General features: G+C 37.0%; 18 protein-coding genes and 1 tRNA gene. 3 read left to right on the top strand and 16 right to left on the bottom strand.

Annotated elements, in window-relative coordinates; genetic code table 11:
* The first annotated feature begins 17 nt into the window (after window positions 1-17).
* From xseA to ABD985_RS14160, 3 genes are read left to right on the top strand one after another with little or no spacing between them, the layout of a single operon-like run.
* The gene (gene xseA / locus ABD985_RS14170) at window positions 18-1,535 is read left to right on the top strand and encodes an exodeoxyribonuclease VII large subunit (protein WP_345372799.1); all 1,518 of its coding nucleotides are present in this window, start codon (window positions 18-20) and stop codon (window positions 1,533-1,535) included.
* Window positions 1,536-1,558: 23 nt separating this feature from the next.
* Window positions 1,559-1,771: an exodeoxyribonuclease VII small subunit gene (xseB, locus tag ABD985_RS14165; protein WP_345372797.1), complete on the top strand. Its 213-nt coding sequence runs from the start codon at window positions 1,559-1,561 to the stop codon at window positions 1,769-1,771.
* Window positions 1,772-1,811: 40 nt separating this feature from the next.
* Complete coding sequence (locus tag ABD985_RS14160) at window positions 1,812-2,033, top strand: hypothetical protein (protein ID WP_345372795.1); 222 nt, start codon at window positions 1,812-1,814, stop codon at window positions 2,031-2,033.
* Window positions 2,034-2,124: 91 nt separating this feature from the next.
* Here ABD985_RS14160 and ABD985_RS14155 read toward each other — a convergent pair whose 3' ends face one another.
* The 16 genes from ABD985_RS14155 to ABD985_RS14080 all read right to left on the bottom strand — a co-directional run bounded on the left by ABD985_RS14155 (window position 2,125) and on the right by ABD985_RS14080 (window position 20,043).
* Entirely contained in the window at window positions 2,125-2,829 is a 705-nt protein-coding gene (locus ABD985_RS14155) for an SDR family NAD(P)-dependent oxidoreductase (RefSeq protein WP_345372793.1), read from the bottom strand.
* 90 nt (window positions 2,830-2,919) lie between these two features.
* Entirely contained in the window at window positions 2,920-3,642 is a 723-nt protein-coding gene (locus ABD985_RS14150) for an acyltransferase (protein ID WP_345372791.1), read from the bottom strand.
* The gene (locus ABD985_RS14145; protein WP_345372789.1) at window positions 3,620-4,813 is read right to left on the bottom strand and encodes a glycosyltransferase; all 1,194 of its coding nucleotides are present in this window, start codon (window positions 4,811-4,813) and stop codon (window positions 3,620-3,622) included. Before ABD985_RS14145 ends, ABD985_RS14150 begins: the two co-directional genes overlap by 23 nt.
* A gap of 139 nt (window positions 4,814-4,952) precedes the next feature.
* Window positions 4,953-6,260, bottom strand: a complete 1,308-nt coding sequence (locus ABD985_RS14140; RefSeq protein WP_345372787.1) for a lipopolysaccharide biosynthesis protein — start codon at window positions 6,258-6,260, stop codon at window positions 4,953-4,955.
* Window positions 6,261-6,268: 8 nt separating this feature from the next.
* Complete coding sequence (locus ABD985_RS14135; RefSeq protein ID WP_345372785.1) at window positions 6,269-7,738, bottom strand: O-antigen ligase family protein; 1,470 nt, start codon at window positions 7,736-7,738, stop codon at window positions 6,269-6,271.
* 142 nt (window positions 7,739-7,880) lie between these two features.
* Window positions 7,881-9,074 carry a glycosyltransferase family 2 protein gene (locus tag ABD985_RS14130; protein WP_345372783.1) on the bottom strand — a complete coding sequence of 398 codons (1,194 nt, stop codon included), beginning with the start codon at window positions 9,072-9,074 and terminating at the stop codon, window positions 7,881-7,883.
* Between the two features lie 9 nt (window positions 9,075-9,083).
* Entirely contained in the window at window positions 9,084-10,571 is a 1,488-nt protein-coding gene (locus ABD985_RS14125) for a GumC family protein (RefSeq protein WP_345372782.1), read from the bottom strand.
* Between the two features lie 56 nt (window positions 10,572-10,627).
* Entirely contained in the window at window positions 10,628-11,425 is a 798-nt protein-coding gene (locus ABD985_RS14120; RefSeq protein ID WP_345372780.1) for a TolC family protein, read from the bottom strand.
* Between the two features lie 75 nt (window positions 11,426-11,500).
* The gene (locus tag ABD985_RS14115; RefSeq protein WP_345372778.1) at window positions 11,501-12,730 is read right to left on the bottom strand and encodes a sugar transferase; all 1,230 of its coding nucleotides are present in this window, start codon (window positions 12,728-12,730) and stop codon (window positions 11,501-11,503) included.
* 369 nt (window positions 12,731-13,099) lie between these two features.
* Window positions 13,100-13,888, bottom strand: coding sequence for a tRNA 2-thiocytidine(32) synthetase TtcA (gene ttcA / locus ABD985_RS14110; RefSeq protein ID WP_345372776.1), 789 nt, complete (start codon window positions 13,886-13,888; stop codon window positions 13,100-13,102).
* Between the two features lie 69 nt (window positions 13,889-13,957).
* A complete protein-coding gene (locus tag ABD985_RS14105; protein WP_345372775.1) occupies window positions 13,958-15,142 on the bottom strand; it encodes a S8 family serine peptidase in 1,185 nt (394 codons plus the stop codon).
* A gap of 252 nt (window positions 15,143-15,394) precedes the next feature.
* Complete coding sequence (locus ABD985_RS14100) at window positions 15,395-15,574, bottom strand: hypothetical protein (protein WP_345372774.1); 180 nt, start codon at window positions 15,572-15,574, stop codon at window positions 15,395-15,397.
* A gap of 280 nt (window positions 15,575-15,854) precedes the next feature.
* Window positions 15,855-15,928 (bottom strand) — tRNA-Ala (locus ABD985_RS14095).
* A 15-nt stretch (window positions 15,929-15,943) separates the two neighbouring features.
* Window positions 15,944-17,353: a hypothetical protein gene (locus ABD985_RS14090; protein ID WP_345372772.1), complete on the bottom strand. Its 1,410-nt coding sequence runs from the start codon at window positions 17,351-17,353 to the stop codon at window positions 15,944-15,946.
* 271 nt (window positions 17,354-17,624) lie between these two features.
* Entirely contained in the window at window positions 17,625-19,079 is a 1,455-nt protein-coding gene (locus ABD985_RS14085; RefSeq protein WP_345372770.1) for a hypothetical protein, read from the bottom strand.
* Entirely contained in the window at window positions 19,063-20,043 is a 981-nt protein-coding gene (locus ABD985_RS14080; RefSeq protein WP_345372768.1) for a tetratricopeptide repeat protein, read from the bottom strand. The genes ABD985_RS14085 and ABD985_RS14080 overlap by 17 nt, the downstream gene beginning before the upstream one ends.
* Window positions 20,044-20,116: the final 73 nt, after the last annotated feature.

Genomic DNA, 20,116 nt, shown 5'->3' with positions numbered 1-20,116 from the left:
CCTTACAGATTGTATTTATGCCTAGCACCAGTATCAAACACATCTCATTGTCCAAGCTGAATGAGGAAATCCATAAACGTGTTATGCGTATTCCTTCTTTTTGGGTAGTAGCAGAAATTTCCTCTATCAAGCTTGATCGAAAAGGCAATGCTTATTTAGACTTGGTAGAGACTAACCAACAACAGCTTCGTATTGCACAAGCTCGAGCTACCATTTGGCAAAAAGAGTTTGCTGTGATTCATCATGAATTTCAGGAAACCACAGGACGCTCCCTTAGTGAGGGATTAAAAATCTTGTTTCACGCTACGGTACGCTTTCATGCTCAATATGGTCTATCTTTATCGATTGACGACATTCATGCTTCCTTTACACTTGGTGAAATACACAAGGAAAAAGCTTGGGTAATTCAGCAACTCAAGGAAAAAGGAGAGTATCCGCTCAACAAACAAAAAGTACTGACTGAGGTCCCTCAGCGTATCGCAGTAATCTCCTCCAAAGAAGCCCAAGGGTACTATGACTTTATGAGTCAAATAGAACATAGTGGCTTTCATTTTGATTGTCAGCTATTCGCTGCTGAAGTACAAGGAAAACATGCCGGACAAGCCCTTCGAAAGCAATTGATTGGGGTATGGAAGGCTATGCAAGAAGGTGAAACCTTTGATGCGGTTGTCATGATTAGAGGGGGAGGAAGTAAAACTGACCTTAGTGCATTTGATGAGTTAATGGTTGCGCAAGCTGTAGCGCGTTTTCCAATCCCTGTCCTTTCTGGTATAGGTCATACCAATGATCTTAGTGTAGTTGATGAAGTAAGTTTTCAGAATTGCGATACTCCTACAGGAGTTGCTAAATTCTTAATCGATAGAGCTTTACAATTCCAAACAACTATTGAGCATTTATTTGAATCTATATTGGTTCAATCAAAAAACTTACTAACCACGGAAAAACAAAACACGAAACAACTTCCCAATAAAATTCGTGCACTTACTGATTTATTTACCAATAAAGAAGCGAACCAACTTCATCAGTTACGTTATCGATTGGATCAGCAAGCACACCATTTTATTGTCAATGAAACCGCTTGGTTAGTACACAGCAAACAAATGCTATCGAATACTACTCAGCTTACAGCAAAAAGTCGTGTAGATTTAGCGTTTCTTATCAAGCAAGTCCAATCCTCTACCAAACAAACACTACAACAAGGGGGCTTTGAAACTAACAAACTCAAGGCTTCTCTAAAAAGTCAATTACAAATACAGTCTACTTTATTAACAGCAGAACAAAGGAGACTAGCAGATATATCTAGAGATATCAGAAAAAACATAGTGCAAATTACACTTCAAGAAAAGCAAACACTTTCTTTCTTCCAGCAAAAGCTACAGTACCTAGATCCTAAACATTTACTCAAAAAAGGGTTTGTGATGGTAGAGCAAGATGGAAAAATCATAAAAAGTAGTGATGATATTGTTATTGGTAAAGAAATAACTTCCATATTTGCAGATGGAAAAGTAAGCAGTAAAGTCATTAAAAAAACATAGCTGTAACGACAAGTACTCTTTATATGGAAGAATTATCTTATGCACAAGCCAAAGCTAAGCTTCAGGTCATCCTTGATCAATTAGAAAAAGGAAATGTAGAAATTGATGAATTATCTACCAAAATCGAAGAAGCTACCCGTCTTTACCATCTTTGTCAATCAAAGTTACAACAGGCAGAGCAACAAGTAGAAAATGCTCTAAAAGGATTGGATGAAGACAATCAAGCTGAAAAGTAAGACCCTTTCATATTTTTTTTAAACTTCCATTACTCGTATCATGATAGACTTTGACCTGGGAAAGAAAAGAGATAAGTATCGCTACCAAAAATATCTTATTGAAAAAGCCCGATACGATCGAAGACAATCTGGTTTTTATAATATCATTCTACCTTCCAAAGATGTATCCAAGCAAGATTGGGAACGTTTGGATGTCCTCAATAAAAAATCAGATGGTGCTTTTGGAAAGCTTTATCGTTCCCTCATTATGGACAAAAAATAAAAGATCTACCAAAAATCTCTTTTCCAAGTAGGTGAGTATTATCGGTAGATCTTAGAGAATATTTAAAGTAATTTACCAAACTTAATAGACTCTATAACTTTCGAACATCAGCATAAGCTCCCGACTCTAAAGCCATCAACTTTTCTAATGACGACCCTACAATTTCCCCTGCTTCCTCTGGAGTAGGCATTACACCTGTTTCCTTAGCCTGTTTTAATCGATTAACACTTGGAAATACTTCTTCATCCACTTGATGACATAAGTAATCCTGCATATCCGAGTTAATCAACCCTGGTGCTAAAGATGTAAAATGTACTTGAGGATGTTCTGCGGCATATAACTTCACCATCATGTTCAAAGCTGCCTTTGAGATAGAATAAGCAGACCAACCTCTATTTCCATTAATACTTGCTCCCGAAGAAATGGCAACTACTTGTTTTACTCGTACCTTAGCTAATAAATAATCCAAGAATTGTTTATTTGCCCAAACATTGATTTGCATTACTTTATCAATCTCTTCCAAGGAAGTCTCCTTCATATCTTTGATTTCTCCCAATATTCCAGCATTCAGTACAGCCGATTCAACTTGCTCAATACCTTGAAATAACTCATCTAATTTCGTAGTATTTAATGACTGACTTAAATCTATGGAAGCGTGCTTGAACTGTTGATATTGTATTAAATCCTCAGGTACTCGTCGACTAATTCCCAATACACTATAGCCCTTGGATAAAAAATACTTGGTCATCCCCCAACCAAGTCCTGAACTGCATCCTGTTATTATTACTGTCTTCATAATTCAAATGGTTAAAAAAAGAATTGCCTCAAAGATACTGGGACAATTCCTCGAATAAAAAGACTTTAAAATAAAAGGTCACTCTGAAGGTCATTGATTGATGATAGACTTTTTCATCTCTACCATCGCTTTTTCTTCTACCGGTGTAATTACTTTTCTTGTTGACTCAGACTGTTTTTCTTTACGCTCTACCTTTACCCACTCATTCGTATCAAAATCAAATCGCTTAACAACTCTGGCTGGGTTCCCTACAGCTACATGATAGGGAGGTATGGATTTAGTTACCACACTCCCTGCCCCAATGACAGCATGCTCTCCAATTGTCACCCCCGCTGTGATACTTACATTAGCTCCAATCCATGTGTTTTGCCCAATAGTAATTGGATCAGTGGAAACTTTCTGATTCTTGATTGGTTGCGATATATCATTATACTGATGATTCAACCCTGACATCACTACATTTTGAGCGAGAATTACATTATCTCCAATTTTTACAGGACCTATGATTACGTTACTTATTCCGACACGGACATGGCTTCCTATACAAACTCCTCCTACCCCATTATTAATAACAGCAAAATCTTCAATAATTGACTGTTGTCCTATAGAGAATGGGTTAAAAGGAAAAGTATCCATGCGAACAGAACTACGTATTCTTGCTCCATTACCCTTGTGATGAATAAAGCGGTTCACCAATACTTTGGTCCACCATCGAGGCTGTGTATCATTAACAAGAAGCCAATGAATTTGTGCTTTTAACTTATCATGACTATCAAGATAAGATTTAATATTATGAAGGATCGATTGTTTCATATTGTAGTAGTTGTTTGATAAGGTTATTAAACTCTTCTGCTCGATGTTTCCATGAATTACTCTTAGCTATTGTTCTATATTTAAGAGCCTTGGATTCATCATGCGTTTTTAACACCTCTTGTAATACCTGGTACAAAGGCTTGGATTGATGATATAAAGAAATGACTCCTTTAAAGTCCTCTAATTGTGCAAAATCACTACAAACCACCGGCTTCCCTAAGGACAAGTACTCATTAATTTTTAATGGATAGATATGCTTGGTTAATTCATTACATAAAAAAGGGATAAAGCATATATCGGCAGCTTTCACATAGGCAGGAATCTCTTCATAAGGTTTTTTTCCTAAAAAATGCACATTGGACAATGCTTTAAGTCCTTCCCCCTTAAACTCCCTTTGATTTTCTGGACCAACTAATACGAAATGATAATCAGGTAATTTTTTAGCTGCTTCTTCAATAGTCTCATAGTCTATTCTTAACCCTATATTTCCAGTATACAACACTCTAGGGGTTGGTATACCCTGTATATCTAATGGTACGGAAGCAGTCTTTCCCTGTTCTGTAAAAAAGGTATAATCTACCCCATTCTCAACACATTCACAATTATCGTTGTAAACGGATAACTTCTGTTTCAATGCTTTAGAGGTCGTGATTACCATGTCAGCTCTAGTTGCTAACTCTTTCTCAGCAGATATGCCATGTTTAGCTATATATCGCTCTCCTTCAATCAAATCCACACAATGATAAATCACTTTTTTAATTTCGTATCGAGATTGAACTTGACTATAAACAGGGTCAAATGAATTAATATAAACAATTTCTTTTTCCTCAAATAAATTCAAGACCAAATCAATATATTTCCATACATGTGCATTTTGATATTTAGCGAGAGTGTTATATGTTTTCCCTTGAGGCAAAAAGTTAATCGGCAACAAGGGTTTGGGGCTAATAACCACCAAATTATGATACTCTTCATAAGGCCAGTAATGAAAAATCCCCTGATCCCAAAACTTTCTTCTGAATTGCAACTGTGTCTTATTTTGATCATTTAACTGATCTTTCCAGGTAAAAGGGTGGTCAACGTAAAACACTCTGTAATATTTAGAGAGTTCTTTGGCAATCGTCAGAGAAGTAGACGCATAAGGTCCATCCCAACGAGGTAAAGCTTGCATCACAATGCAAGGTTTTTCATTTGAAATCATAGTTAGTAATCAAGTTAGTGATAATGTTTGGGTCATGGTTTTGAGTCATTAACCTAACAGGTTATTAGAATCCCTATTGTATTTAAAACACACTTTACGAAATCCAATATCACCTGCTTGCTTTATGACGCAGAGCTAATACCTTTTGGAACATAAATGCATATTGAGATGGAATCAACTGAAAGCATCTCATAGTACTAGCTCCTAATATTTTTTGTAGTAAATAAGAATAGATAAAAAATGTTAAGAATTCAGCTACTAAAGGTCCTATAACAATCCCCCATAACCCCCATTGACTTACAGCATAATAAGAGAGGCTCACATTGATAGAACTAGTGAATAACATAACGTATGTATTGATATATGGCTTCCCAATTGCATTTGTTACACTTCCAAAAGCATATCCAAAAGGGATTGATAAAGACGTCACCAACAATAGTGCTATAATAAATGGAATAGCTAATACGTAGTCTTCTCCATTAATAAAAGGGACTAACCAAGAAGCACAAAGTATAAAAACAAAAACTGCTGGAAGAAAGATACTAAGCAGCAAAGAAACTGTTTTTTCATATAATACCTTAACCTCTTCAAGACGACCATCCTCTGCTGCCTCACAGAATTTTGGAAACACCAATGTTTGAATAGCTATATTAGGCATCAATAGTAATTGCGTATATCGTTGTGCCACCCCTGTAAAAGCTGTCTCTGTACTACTTAACAATACTGCAGTAAAAAAAACATGTATCCTTTGTGATATTGTACCAATAGCACTTCTCATAACACCAAAAAAAGCATAATAAAAAATCGCTTTTACATCTTCTACCAAGACTGAAGAACGAAATAATAAAGAAAGATTTAGTTGACTGAAGCCAACCAATGTACCCAACATTCCTGCTCCCCCCAAAATAAACAAAAGGTGAGTCATGGGATAAGCTCCATATACCACTGCAAACATTCCCGCTACCAAGCCAATCAAGACAAAAACATTAACCTTAAAGATCTTCTCAACATGGTGATGCATTAAATGCACATAATTTTGCCAACGATAAAGAACCCAAGGCAGTGTCACTGGATAGAGTAAAAAGAAAGGTGTTAAAGAGGAAAATACATTTAACATACCTATGCCATAGATCACAGACATTACCATCAGCTCTACCCCCATGTTAATCAACAAGTTTGTCTTTAAGATTTCATATTTTCTTGCATCAGGTTTACCTGCCGCTAATTTAAACATGGCTATCTGTATCATTCCTTCTCTAATACGGGTAATCATGAAAAATAGCGTGATAAATACGATCCAATGTCCCGCATTCTCTGTCGAATAAGTGCGAGTTACCAACACTAATAATCCCATACTGATGAGCGCATCAACCAGATTATTGACAAGTGTCCAGATAATTTTTTTTATTGAAGGCATGATCGTAGTTAATTAGCGTTTTCAGGTTCTTGCTGTCCTTCTAATATTCTTTCATCGTCATCATTAGTTTCTTGTCCAATTTTTATTGCCTTAAATAGGATTCCTATCCATACCCAAAACAATAAGTTAGAAGGCAACTTACCAATAATATCCTGAGCGTACTCTGCCACAGACAACGGTAACATACTTGCAATAATAGCTGCCACAATCACCTTCATTTCCTTATCCTTTACTTTCCACCCTCCTAACATGGCCTTAATAGTAATACTTGCCCATAAAATGAGGTAAATAATCAAACCTACCCATCCCATCTCTACTGCAATTCTCATATAACCAGAGTCTGGAGGGAAGTTAGCTAGCATTGTATTCGGACTAAATCGTTTTCCCCATACGCCAGTGGTGCCTAAGCCACCTCCCATAGGATGAGAGTAAATGAATGGTTTAATACGCTCCCTATTTTTCATCCTTACTTCATAAGAAGCATCTTTTTCCGGACTAAAGGCTGTTTGCATTCGTCTTACGTGATAATTCTGAATGGGTAAGACCATCAACACTGCAAAAAATGCCCCTCCTATAAGAGTTAAAATATAAACCTTCACGTTTCTAGCTAGTAAAACGACAAATATGGCCCCCACAGGAATCATCACAACTCCTGTTCTCGTTCCTGAAATTGCCATTCCATAGAATAATACTCCTATGCCCACTAGAAAGACTAGCTTCTGATACCATTTATATTTAGCACTTAATAAAACAATTGCCAAAATACCCATCTGGGCTGTAATTACACCAAATTGTGCAGGTGTTGCCATTGTTCCAAATGCTCTATATCTTCCTGCAATAAAAACAAGCTTCAAAGCATCCTGAGCTACCAAATAGCGCATTTCAAAATCGAAGTAATTTTGTCCTACTGAAATAATCCCCCATATGGCCGATAATACAGATAACCCCCAACACAGGTAAACCATTTGCTTTACATCTTTTTTCGTTTTTATCAAACCGTACGTAACGAAAAAGAGCATTATGTAACCAATCCCCGGTCTAACTACATAAAACCAAGCCACTCTAGAGGCAGCTATAGGGTTAAAGAGCTCAATCAAATGCCATAACACCCACAAAGCAAGACTAAATACCAAAGGTGCCTTGAATAAACGAAATTTCTTGTCATTCAAATCCTGTAAGACTCTTCCCAAAGTCAGCAATAAGATAAAGAGGTCTATTACAATTCCTATAGGAAGAGAAGGGAAAAGCATAATAAGCGTCCCCATGACATACACCAAAAAGACTAAAAGCTTAACACCGAAAGCAGGACGAAAAACAATCAATAAGGCAACGGGTAATCCTACAATACCCAAAATGACCAATAACCCTGATGCAAAATATATCTTCACAGAAAATAAAGCTAGAAGCATAGCAAGCATAAGCAAGCCTCCTGCTATCAGTACTTTTTTCCCGATACTCTCATTTGTTAAGGATCCCACTGCGATTTATATTTAATGATATCGATACTTCAGTTAGTTCTATCAACAAAAGCAATATTTCTCTCTTTTTAAAGAGATGCTAAAATGTAAATATTGCCGTCACCACCTTAATTCAAAACCTATCAAAAAGCCATTATATCCATCAATGCTCTGTGTGTATAAACTTCCCTTGTGACTTTTTTTGTATCCCCTTCCATACACTAAGCAAGTTGTTCAAAGCAATAGATGGCACCTTTTTCATAATTTGTCTAAACCATTTTCCTCTCTTCTTTTCTGAAAGGACAAACTTTGTAATCCCTAAGCCTGTCGCTAGTAGGCTCACGGAGAATAAAGGGAAAAAACTTCCAAAAAACATCCAACATATAAGCTCTAATCCTGTTCCTAACAACAACAATAACCAATGAACACTGCGAGGAGGACGGAATAATGCTATCGCATAATCAATTGTATCTAGCTTTCCTTTAGAAAATAATTTTTTCCAATAATACAGCGCATTATAATACTGATTTCCAAACCAACGTACTCTCTGACTTTGTAATGCTTCTAGCTTTTCTGTTTTTTCCTCATAAATTACTGCTTCTGGAATATACCCTATTAAAGGTGGCTGATCCCTCAGTAATAACTGTATTAACAAGTTTTTATCCATTCCTGGAGCTTTAGGGTCGAGGTGTGTGGTTGCATAATCAAAAGATGCAAAATCAAACACCAGTCCACTACCACTAAACTCAGGAGAAGCCCCTATTTTCATTCGAGACATACGAAACATTGCATCATTTAAAGCCTCTGCCAATGCATCGTATGCTTGCCCTGCTGTTTCAACTTTTAAGGGAGCTCTACGACCTTGTACTATATCGTAATCCTGAATGTTAGAAGCCATCACTTCAAAAAAGTCCGACGCTACAATATTATCCTTATCTAGTAATACTACATGTGTGGGTTGTAGCTCTCCTTTAGATATTCTATCCTTTGTTTGTCTACACATATAGCGAAGTACTTCATGATAAGGATTTCCTATCACCTCCTTAAAAGATTTCTCTTCTACATAAACACCATCATAAGCTTTAATCTTAGATGCGATTTCCTCTGAGGCTTCCTGAAGCAAAACGTAAATGTGCAGCTTCCCTGGGAAAGCTGCATTTTGTATTGCTTCTAATACCTCCAGAAACACCTTACCAGGTTTGTAAGCTGGTAAAAATACCACCCATTCCTGATAAGAAATATCTATATTCTTACCCTTCTTTTCTCTGCTCACACGTTTACTACCATTCAGTAAATGAAAAGAAGTATAAATAGAATAGAATAGAAAATATGTCCCGAGGATGTGATAGAAAATCATAGATATGTCTTAACTTAAAAATTCATTAATCTCACCTTTATAGAAGCCGATGATCTCTAATAATGATATAATGGCTATCGCTAAAATTAACATTCCAGCACCTGTAGCCACTATCATAAACAATTCTTTACTTTTACCTACAGACTCATATGGGTAAGTCGGGCGATCTATCTCCTTAAGATCTAATCCATGAGCTTCTTCTTCAGCCATCAATGTCTTACGGAATTTACTTTGGAGATCTACGTAATTTCCTTTCATTATTTCAATCTCTCTTTCCAACTCATCCATATCCATCTCCAAGGGTGCATAATTTCTAGCAGCTTCTTTCATTCTTTCTAGCTTTAGACGTACTAAAGGCAAACGACCTCTTTCTGTTTGAGCGGCTAGTTTATGCTTCATATACTCTTCAAATAAATCCTGTTTAAAAGGAGATTGATTTTGAGCTATAGCTCCTTCAGAAGCTGATACAATCATACTCATCAGTTTTTCTTTTTTCCGAGAGAGTTCCTCCCTTTCATCATAGGAAGCTTGAGAGTAAAATGCGTCTTCATAAACCTCTAATTTTTGCAAGTGAGATAGAGAGTCCATCCAGTCTACTACAGTGTTACGCGAAGCAAGCTCCTCAAAGACTTCCTTTTGCTCCCCTATCGATCTCCCTATAGCTGCTATTGCCTTCTCATGCATTCGAATAGACTCTGATACCTCTACCAGATCCCCTTCCAATTGAGCTATATTTGTAGCTACTGACCTAGTATACTCTTCTAAGTTAATCAAGTTATTATCTTGCTTGATATTTTGTAGCTCTTGCTCCTTATAAGCTAAATCGCCCGCTGATTTTTCCAATAGTTTTTCTAGACGTTTTCTTTTCTCTCCCAATTGTTCCAACGTCATCTCTTCCCTACGCTCTTTCATTACGTCGACCAATAATGAGAGTACATATTGTGCTTTTTTCGGATGATTAGCAGTATACTCTACCATAATCATCTCACTCCCTTCAATATGTTTAATACTCATATTCTTTTGAAGATCGTCATAAGAAAGCTTATTAGATTCCAATAACTTATTGATTCGACCATCTAAGGTTTCTTCTAAATTGAGTGTTATCTCTCTATCATAGATCGTATAAGCTCTATCCTTGATCACTTCCTGGATTTCTGTCGCCCCCAACTCTTCCATTCCTTTATACTCCAGAAAGTTATTCTTATCATTGAAATGATCAATCAAATACTTCATTCTCACTTTCTCTAAACTTGTTTGACTTTGAAGGAGTTGAATCAAGTTTTGATAGATTGGTGCAATCTGAAAATGTTGTATTTTCTCATCGGTAAAGCTAAGCTCATTCCTCGGAATGGCCACCTGTAAACGAGCCATAGACTTGTACTCTTTTGTAGTAACCTTTAACATTAAAAAGGTAGCCGCAACAGCAATAATTGGTAGTATCAGCAATAGATACCATCGGCTGATTAGACCTTTGACAATCTTTTTGTACAGTAGCATGGTAATGATAATTAGTTAAATAAAATTGGCTGGATTGTGAAAGTTATATATACAAATCACTGACCTGATGGTACAGGATCTGTTACAGAGTTTTGTTCTTGCTCGGGAGAGACAGGCAGCTCTTGGCTTTGAGGATCAGCAGTATCGCCGATCATTCTTTTCAGTTCAGCATAGATAAGGTAAGCCTGTATCTTACTTTTCTTTATATTAATTTCTAATCTATTTACGACCTCTTCAACCTCAATCAAATCCACTAAACGGACCTTACCTAAGTCAAAGTGTTTTTTCATCGTTTCGAAACGCTGCTGCTGATTATCCAACAGACGTTGATTATAATTTACTTCTTCTAATGCTATTAGATAATCCGTATAACGCTTTTCTACTAACTGATAAACTCTTCGCTCTTCTGTTTTCATTCTCATATCCAACTGCTGAAGTTCGTACTCCACTTTTTTCACTTCATTCCTTCTCGCCGTAATATGGAAAAAATTCACGCTCATACTCGCTCCCAAACTTGGTTGCACATTCGTTAAAGGCGCATATGCTGTCACTCCTCCATTCGCTGTTTCTCCAATTGATTGATAAGCTGTCACCGCTTGTACCCCAAAATTCAACCCCTTTAACCAACTTTTTTTAGCTACAGCTAATTCCTGTTCTTTTATTTGCCGCTCGGTTAGTAATGGATTATTTGCCCCTCCCGAAAGAGCCATTTCATATAAAGAATCGACTACATGTAGTTTCTCTTGAAACGGGAATAATGTTTCTTGTCCAAAGGATGACTGAGCCAATAATAGAATCAGCACAACCATACTATATTGATAAGAACCCATGACCTTATGTATAGATCGTAGCATAATAGATTGTAGTTTTTTATTAATAATAAATTTTCTGCTACCTTTAGTTTTTGAGCTTATAATACTATTCTATCATTAGACATCTTCCTTTTGTAATAATGCTGGAATTGTCATCAGTAAAATCTTTATGTCCTTCCAAAAAGACCAACTGCGAGCATAATTATTGTCTAATTCTTTTCTCTCCTGCTCACTCATATCTTTTTTACCTCTTTTAGTTACTTGCCATAATCCTGTAATTCCTGCCGGACCTTGAAAACGTTCAATAGCATCATCTGTCGTCAACTTCTCCGCTTCATAAAGTGGCAATGGTCTATTCCCCACTAAAGACATATCTCCTTTCAATACGTTAACTAACTGAGGTAATTCATCCAAACTAGTAGAGCGAATAAACTTACCCACTTTTGTTATTCTTGGATCATTCGCAATTTTCATAAATGCGGCTCCCTGATGCAGTTCCTTTATATACTCTGCCTCACAACGTTCTCCTCCTTCTCCCCACACCTTGCTTTCACACACTCCGTTCTCAGAACCACACACAGAACATTGAACTACTTCACTAAAGCCATCTGCTGTCGTTGCTACCACTTTCTTCTCCTCACTATACTGATTCAGATGCTTCATTGCTGCCAAACGCTGATCAGCATCGGCGTACATACTTCTGAACTTATAGAAATCGAAGATCTCATACCCTCTCCCAACTCTTTTGGAGGCGTAAAACACTTTCCCTTTTGACTCTAATCGAATAGCCAACATAATTAAGAACATGAAGGGAGACAGTATGAGTAGAAGACTAAATGATACGGATATATCTAAGGCTCGCTTACAAAATAACCCTACCCTCTCTGAGAAAGATAAATCCGACAAATAATCCTCATCTAACAACTTCTGTAATGCTTTTTTTTTTTGAACAATTTCATCATTGGTCATAGCCGCCAATTTCCTTACTCTCAACAGCAGCTCCTCAGGATGAAATGGCTTTGATAAGTAATCAGAAGCCCCTTTTTCTAAACAAGCGATACGATCCTTACTAAGCTCACTTCCCGAAAGCAATAATACCGGTATCTCCTTCCATAATGGATTAGACTTAAGAACATCTAGCATAAGTAAACCATCTATTTCCGGCATATGCAGATCAGAAATTATAACCTTAGGTAAGGGGTTATCCTTAAGCCATTCAATCGCCTCTTTGCCACTGCGAGTTTGTGCCACATTGAAATAAGGGGACAATGCATGCTTGACAAATTGAGTCACTACCTGTTCATCATCCACTATCAGGATTTGATAATCTTCATTCTGAGCTTTCATGATTGATAGTTAATCTGTTGGTAAATTGGGTTTAAATAACAGTCTTTTTTTCAACTGCTTAACGCAAGATATATATTCATTACGCTATAAAGAAGGTTAGAATATTTGCAGATAGTACATTTTAAAGATATCACAACTTACTCATAACATTGTCTCTCTACCTATTTCAAATAATAATATCCATTCTAAATACCGCCCTACTTCTACCTTTATTCTCATACTTAATCCCGTTAGAATAATACCCTTAAAATTTTATTGTACTTTCTCTATAAAGGATTCTACTTTAACTATTAACAAACTCATGTAGCAAAAAAAAGGTGACACCAATAATGGGTCACCTTTTTTTACTCTAAGACTAAAACCTTTCAATCAATCTTCAAGTAATTTATGCTGAAGAACTCCAAAATCATATAGATTATCATCCATTAAGTGAGATGGAGAAACCTTTTTCATTGACGAAAAGATCACTTCACTTCGTCCTGGATACTGCGCATCCCAATCCTTAAGCATCTTTTTAATGTTTTGGCGTTGCATATTCTCCTGAGAACCACAGAGATTACAAGGAATAATCGGAAACTGCTTAAACTCCGAAAATTCTTTAATTTCTTCTTCCTTGCAATACGTCAACGGTCTAATCACCACGTGCTTACCATCATCTGTTCGATACTTAGGAGACATACCCTCTATCTTACCACTAAAAAACATATTTAATAATAATGTTTCTATAATATCATCCCTATGATGCCCCAAGGCTATTTTAGTTACTCCTAGCTCTTCTGCTACCTGATAAAGTGTTCCTCTTCTCAACCTAGAACATAAACTACACATTGTTTTTCCTTCAGGGATCTTATCCATCACAATACTATAAGTATCCTTCTCTACAATCTTGAAAGGCACTCCCAATTCCGTAAGATACTCTGGAAGTATGTGCTCTGGAAAACCTGGTTGTTTTTGATCTAAGTTGACCGCAATAATCTCAAAATCATATTTTTTCGTTTTCTGAATATGTAACAGAATATCCAAAAGCGTATAGCTATCTTTTCCTCCCGAAAGACATACCATCACCTTATCACCATCTTCAATCATCTGAAAATCAGAAAGGGCATTCCAAACTCCTCTTCTCAGCTTTCTGGTTATTTTATCTTCTTGCTCCAACATTTACTTTAGATTTTTTTCAAGCTGCAAGTTTAGGAAATCTCCTCGACATAGAAAAAAATCTAGCCTTTGTTACATTTCAGAAGGATTCCAACCAGCAATAGGATCTGCCCAATTATCAGGGTCCTCCAAGGCATTCCCTACTATATTAAGCTGACCAAACAAGAGCATCCCGCTAATATGGGGAGCTGCCATAGATGTTCCACTATTTATACTGTACCTTCCTTTTAGTGATGTCGATAAGATATTTTCTCCAGGAGCTGCAAAATCTATTGATTGTCCAAAGTTAGAGTAAGAAGCAAAATAATCTTGTTCATCAATAGCCGACACCGTAAAGATATTTTTTCCATTTACCCTTGCTGGAGAAGTATCAGCAACGTTTACACTAGCATTTCCTGCTGCCATCACTACAAAAACCCCTTTCTGAGCAATTGCTTTAACGGCCTCATCCAATGCATCAGAGCCTAATCCTCCTACACTTAAATTGACTACATCTCCAGGTGTAGCATTGCGAAACACAAAATCTAAGCCCCCTAAAATACCAGAATAACTCCCTCCTCCATTTTGATCCACTATTTTTACAGGAATAATACCTACTCCAGCAGCTACTCCAAGCACCCCTTCTGTGTTATCCAATGCACCAATGATACCTGCAACATGCGTACCATGTCCTTCGTAATCCTGTAAACTTCCCCCATCTTTTCCTGTCGTAAAAGCATTATACCCATACTCCTCCAATATATTTAAATCAGGATGAGTCAAATCTACTCCAGAATCTAGTAACCAAACCTTCTTATCTCCTTTATATACCCTACTACCTCCGATTCGGCTTACCCCCCAAGGCAACAACTGTTCTTTCATTTTTACCTGCTTCTGTTTACGGATACTCTTCTTACTCCCGAGCGTAAAAATTTGATCTCTTTCTATGGATTTCACTTCTGGAGACTTCAATAAAGATTCGTACTCCTGTTTCGTAAGGGAAACCATAAAACTCCCAGAAGACACAAATATATCCTTAGGAATAGCCTTATTAATCCCATACTTCAAGAGTAAACTTTGGGCTCCTATAGACAATTGAGCAACCTTCTCTCCAAAGTTGGCGGATTTTATTTCATCCCTCGCCATAACAATAATATATGTTTCCCTTTGAGGGGCTACCTCTTGATTAGTCAACGAATCTCCGGTCTCCGAAGTACAAGAAGTTAATAAGAAGTATACCAAGAGTACACTGCTTGCTAATACATTTTTAGATATCATAAATAGCTGGTTAGGGTTGTTCTTTAGGTAATTCCTTCCCTACGTTTAGAGAATGTTTAGTGTTTGCTTTTCAAAACTGAATAATTTCAAGAAAACCTTTGCACTCAAAGTAAATAATTCTCCTCCCCCTTCCATTGAAAAATTATTTAAAACAATACACACAACTCAAAAATGAAAAAAGGCAACAATTTTGACAATCGTTACCTTCTAACCTCTTCATTAATTTATGACTTCTAAATACTACTGCAAGTACTAAGACATTCTACTCACCATTCGACCATTCTTATACTGTGAAATACCCATCACTTTTGCACCTGGACACTGCCTATGCACGACCTCTTTTGCGTGAGCAATTCCCTTAGAATTTAAAATATCCAAGGTTAAGAACAGGCCTTCTTTTGTCTTGATCTCAAAGGTGAATTTTGCTTTCATAGTTTTGTCAATTTAAGGTAAGTAATAAAAAAAGCCAGTCACTGTTATTTTATCTATAACAATGACCGGCCAATAGGGTTAAATCTAGTATTTGTGTTCAGTCTACCCAATAATCAGCCAAGCCATTATCGTCCATTGGCGGACAATCATGGAGCACATTAGCGTGACGATATGTTTAGACTGTAATTTCATGTAGATTTTAAATATGATGGAATAATACCACTTTTATTATGAAAAATCAAATACAAGTAGTTTTCATTCACATCTATTCTAAAATATGTGGAGAATATGGGAGTCGAACCCATGACCTCTTGCATGCCATGCAAGCACTCTAGCCAGCTGAGCTAATCCCCCATAACGATTTCTTTTTTATCGGGAAATGTTCATAATATACCCTTCATTATCCAGAGCAATACCATTCTTTACACAATAACTTCTCCAAGCCTCTTCTGGTGAACTAAGTGTCCATATTTGTGTATTAATATAACACTTGACTTTCTCTTGCATCGTAAACAATTTCTTCTCTGTATTCTTCAAAGCAAGCGTACGTTGTCTCAACTGTTTATTCAACTCTACACTCTCATCCCACAAGCTTTCTTTCTCTTCTTTTTGATGCAACAACTCTTGATCTACCTGTTGCTTGGACTTTTGCAACTTCACGACATCCTGTTGAGCTTCCTTCACCGCTTTCTCCAACACCATATTATCTTTCTTGTAACGAAGTAACTCCTCATTAAGCTCATCCAAAACTTCCTTTTGCTGTTTATATTCCTCTTTCAAATGGCCAAGGGTCGCATAGGTATCTTGTAAATTCTTTTTTGCTAGATTATAATCTTCTGACAAAGTTTCCAATTCTTTTTGTTGCCCTGAGAATCGATTATTCAGCACCTCATAATCTGAATTTTGTTGTTGAATCTGCTCTAGAGATTCTTCTAATTTTTGCTCTGATAAAAGTAATGCTTGTTTTAACTTCTCATTCTCTTTTTCAAATACAACAAGATCTTGCTGATACTTAAATGCTTTAGAAACATGCTCTTCTTTCTCATCCCTTAAATATTCTACTTCTTCTTTTATAGGTTGAGAGGTTTTCAATTCCAAATCCAATTTCCCAAGAAGCATCTTTTTATCTTGTTTGAGCTTTGCCGCTTCCAACTCCAGTCCTCCTCGCTCCTCTGACAATGCCTCAATGGTAGATCGCATCTTTTTTACCTGCATCTCTAAGCCAGATACAGTTTTACTAGGCACAAAAGACAAGCGTCCCATGATCACCCCCACCAATAAAGACAAGCTAACATATAACCCCATCATAATGGGCGATTTCATAAACGAAAAGGTTTTTCTTTTTGTCTTATTCATCCCATGATATTCAGGATGATTGGAGGTATTTACAAAAATAGGAACAGGACGATAAGGGCCAAAAGTATTCACTTCCTCCATCTGTAGGCCATGAACATCCACATTTTGTTTCTTTTCCTGATTTTTAATTTCTACCGCAGTTGCCAGCTCCTCAAACAGTTGTAAAGCATCTTGAATATGGTCTCGGATAAACTCATCATTCTTCACTTTCAACTCATTATCCATGATTGTTTCCACTAGCCATCGTGCTTTACGTTGACTAAGAAAATCACGCACTACTCTTTTTACTTCTTGAGCTGAAAGTAAACCATAGCCCGTGATCTCTACTCCTCTCTCGGTACTTAAAAGAAAAGGGTATTGATTATAAAATTGATAGGTGAATTTCACCCGTATTTGGTCGCCTTCATTAATACACTTATACATAGTACAAGCCAGTTTAGTTATGCCACAGCATGATTGCAAAGTAAATTTCTATACTTTCGACTATTGAGAAAATATACCTTACAAATATAGTTGGTCTCTTTAGGATTATAAAAGTATAATTGAAAATAAGAATAATGCAGATAAGAATGAAATCTCTTCCTAAATTTCTAGTAATTCTTATTTCAGGATACAACCCAAAGGTAATAAAGCATTATTAAGATTCATTCACTTTGTAATAAAATATCGTATTTTAAATAAATTCAACCTATTACTATTCACTAGATGTTATTTTTGTACCATCGGGAAATGCAAAAGTGGTTACTCTTTCTGGCTTTAGTACTGGTAGCTGTATTGACATTTCTTCTTTAGGCTCTAACAGTACCTGGTATAGGTCTTTTTCTCCATAGGTATCCTTCTGTTCAGAGGAATAATACCCTACACGCTCATTTCTAGACAACACAAAATAAATATCATCTCCTGGGGTATTTAGTGGTATTCCCATATTTTTTGCTTCTCCCCAAGTTCCATCTTTCTGTTTGACACTCACAAAGACATCAAACCCTCCAATGGTATTGTGACCTCTAGAGCTAAAATACATTCTTGACCCATCTTTTGATAGAAAAACTCCCTCTTCATCGTACGGTGTATTCACAGCTTCAGACAAGCAATACGGTCGTCCCCAACGTCCGGTAGAATCTCTCGCAATACCATAAATATCCAACCCTCCTTTTGCTTCCGGTACAGGGCGATCACTCGTAAAGTATAACGTATCTCCTGAACTATTCAAACATGCAGAAGTCTCCATATAATCAGAATTCACTGCCATAGGGAGTGTTTTAGGCGTCTGCCACTTTCCTTTTTCCCAATGTGTAATCATAATATCTGCGTGTTGATACACCAGCATATGCTTACCATTATCAGAAAGAGAAACTGTGCCATTATGGTCCTCTGCCATGCTAATCCCTTGTAGAGGAACAGGTACTGTCCACCGCTTTCCGTATTTACGAGAAATGTAGATATGCTCTGTCAGGTGAGTTCTTATATCAGGGTTATCACTTCTAAATTCATGTCTTCGGCTCGTAAAATATAGTACATTTCCAGAGCCCTCTACCAGTGGACAAAAATCTGAAAACCGAGAATTTAAAACAGGCCCCATATTTTGGATATGTACATTCGCAGGTTTTGCAGATAGTTGTAATCCCGATACGCATTCATAAATCCTTTTTTCTATCTCATCAGTTTCTACCGCCTTCAATTTGAATTTTTGATAATAGTCAATAGCATTTCGCCATTGCCCATCCAGATGGTATGCCATTCCTAATAAGAGGGATAAGCTGTCATAATTGGAGTTGATTTCCATCGCCCTTTCCAAATAGAGAATAGCCGATGTTTTTTGCTCAGAAACAGATTTCAATAAACACTTGGCAATCTTAAGGTTTAAATCAAAATCCTCTTTTTTATAATCATATGCCCCCATATAATACTTAAGAGCTTCATCGGGTTGAGCAAACTGAAACATCATCTCATCTCCCAAGCGTTCCAATTCACTTACTGCCTGTAACTCTGCTTCTCCCAATACAAATAGTGACATTTCTTCTTCTGTTACATCACAGGTATCACAAGCAACTTGCCCTACTACCTGCCCTATAAACAGACTACAAAAAAACACCAATAAGCCACTACATCTCAATAGATATAGCAACTGCTTTTTACCTACAATCATCATAGAAATAGTTTTCGGCTTCTTTACTCCCCAACTCCGACGCTTTTAGCCAATCCTGACAAGCGCCCTCAAAATCAAATTGAAATTCCTTAATCAGCCCTCTTGACAAGTACAAATCCGGCTGTTCTGGAGCTAACCTAATGGCCTTTTCAATATCTGCCATCGCCTTTGTAAATCGATTCATTTTCATATACAGCAATGCTCGATTATTTAAAACCACCAAATTGACCGGATCTCTTTCCAAGAGAGAAGAATAAGAATTAACAGCCCAATGTAAATCTCCCGCTTCCCCTAAAATCAAGGCTTCCATAATAGCATACTCCATTTTTTCTGGAGATAGATGCCTGGCATTCGCTATAAACCCTAATGCCTTCTGATACTCTTTTTTCCCTACAGCCAGAGACGCTCGATGATACCACACCTCATCTGCATCAGGATTTAACATGACCGCTTGTTCAAAATCTCTTTCAGCTGCTTCATAACGCATTAATTGAACATAAACCTTTCCTCTCTGAGAAAACAAAGACCAATCCTTTTCCCCATACTCAATAGCTTCAGTTAAATATACCAAGGCCACATCATAACGATCAAGATACAACGCTGATTGAGCCATTCCTGTAAGCATAAGGGTGCTATCTCCTCCAAGGACCAATGCCCTGCGATAATCATTCAATGCTTCTAGAGGATGGTACGTATTCTCATATACACGAGCCCGAACAGCGTATAACCAATGGTCACTGCTATCCATAAGATGTAGTTTATCAAGGTCATTCAGTGCGCCTTCCCAAGCAGCCTGCTGTATCTTGTACTTCACTCTTTCCCAAAGTAATTCTGTGGCTTTCTTTTTCTCTTGACTATTCCCCTGTTTCCAACGAATTTCCTGAAAAAGCACTTTTGCATCCTGCGCCAACAGGATATTAAATGGAAGCAATAGCGAAAAAATAATACCTATAGTTAGTTTATTCATTCATCAGATAATTATCTCCAAACGGATTGCCTTTTTACACCTTAATGAAAGACAGCCTTTTTTCAATGAGTAA

The sequence above is a fragment of the Algivirga pacifica genome (genome assembly GCF_039543525.1).
GTDB classification, from domain to species: Bacteria; Bacteroidota; Bacteroidia; order Cytophagales; family Flammeovirgaceae; genus Algivirga; species Algivirga pacifica.
Note: the sequence above shows the minus strand (reverse complement) of the source record. Positions and strands in the feature narration are given on the sequence as shown.